The organism is uncultured Lutibacter sp., assembly GCF_947495725.1.
In the GTDB taxonomy this organism is placed as follows: Bacteria; Bacteroidota; Bacteroidia; order Flavobacteriales; family Flavobacteriaceae; genus Lutibacter.
In genome coordinates this window covers 1-1,874 of sequence record NZ_CANLZZ010000014.1, presented here as the reverse complement: position 1 = coordinate 1,874, position 1,874 = coordinate 1, and the positions used below count along the sequence as shown (strand labels likewise).

The following is a 1,874-nucleotide window of genomic DNA, read 5'->3' as shown; positions in this document are numbered from 1 at the left end:
ACTCCATTTATAAATAGCTGTTCCCTGAATAGTTGAACTGCTAGCGTCTAGTGTAATAATAGGTGAATTACATGTAACCACTGATGATTCATTAGTAATAATTGCTATCACATCGGTTACATCTTCTGACACTACGAATACCTCACTTGTTGTTGAACATCCATTGTCTGAATCTGTCACCTTTACACTGTAATTACCTGGTGTATCAACAATAATTGTTGTTGTTGTTTCACCAGTATTCCATAAGTAGCTTGCGGTTCCCTGAACTGTTGAACTACTTGCATCTAAAGTTACACTTGTAATAGCACATGTTAATTCCGAACCTCCAGTAATTATGGCCTCTATATTAGCACTTTTATTTGTAACTATAAAGTCAGAACTTACAGAAGAACAACCGTTATCTGAATCTGTTACTGTTACGGAATAATTTCCTGCTTCAGTAACATCAATTGTCGCTGTTGTAGCACCTGTACTCCATAAGTAACTTGCTGTTCCTTGAATTGTTGAACTACTTGCATCTAAGGTAATACTTGTTATATCACAATTTATTACTGCGTCTCCAGTAATCATTGCAACAACTTCTGTAACATCTTTTGTTACTGTAAATACATCACTTTGTGTTGAACATCCATTGTCTGAATCAGTTACTATTACACTATAAGCTCCAGGTTCACCTATTTCTATGCTAGAACTAGTTGCTCCCGTATTCCATAAGTAACTAGCAGTTCCTTGAACCTTAGATTCACTTGCATCTAAAACAATACTTGTAACTGCACACGTTAATTCAGATTCACCTGTTATTGTAGCAGTTACTTCTTTGATATCTTGTGTCACTATAAATTCTGTACTAGTCGCTGAACATCCGTTATCTGAGTCTGTTACTGTTACACTATAAACTCCAGGCTCATCAACATCAATTGTAGCTGTTGTTGCCCCAGTATTCCATAAGTAACTAGCAGTTCCCTGGAATGTAGATCCACTCGCATCTAACTCAACACTTGTTACAGAACAAGTTAATTCTGATGCTCCTGTTATTATTGCAATAACTTCTGTGATATCCTGATTCACGGTAAATACTTCACTTTGTGCTGAACATCCATTATCTGAATCGGTTACTGTAACACTATAATCACCCGGTGTATCAATTTCTATACTAGAAGTCGTAGCTCCTGTACTCCATAGGTATTCCGCTTCGCCTTGAACCGACGAACTACCTGCATCTAATATGGTGCTAGTCTTTGTACAAGTCAATTCTGAATCTCCCGTAATTTCTACTATTGGCTTTATAAAGTCCTCGGTAATAGTAATTCTTGAAGAACTTACACAACCGTTTTCACTATCCGTTACAAAAACTAAGTAATCACCAGATTTTGTAACTTCTATTGAAGAAGTAGTTTCATTTGTACCTAACCAAAGATAACTAGGTGTACCTTGAATACTCTCAGTAACCGCATTTAGTTTTATACTTGGCGTATCACAATTTAATTCAGTATTCTCAGCTATTATAGAAATAGTGGGATCTACCTTATTATAATTTACAACAACTTCATCTCTTGAACTACAACCATAATTTGATATAACACTTAGCGTATAAGTACCTGCAGCACTTACAGTTGGTGTTAATGTTGTTGCTCCACTTTCTATAATTCCATTTGAAGTTGACCATTGATAACTTAATGTCGATTGATCACTGATACTTGCACTACCATTTAAAACAACCGTTTCATCAATACAAGTTATAGTTTTACCAACTCCAGCGTTAACATTTGGTAATGGATTGATCGTAATGATCATTTCATCATTTGCTGCTTCACATGGTCCTGTTGGATCATCTGTTGTGATTGTCAACGTTACTGTACCTGCTGTAATATCTG

General features: G+C 35.9%; 1 protein-coding gene. It reads right to left on the bottom strand.

Going from position 1 to position 1,874, the window contains the following annotated elements:
- On the bottom strand, window positions 1-1,874 hold a 1,874-nt coding region (locus tag Q0776_RS17705; protein WP_298371343.1), incomplete at both ends, for a hypothetical protein.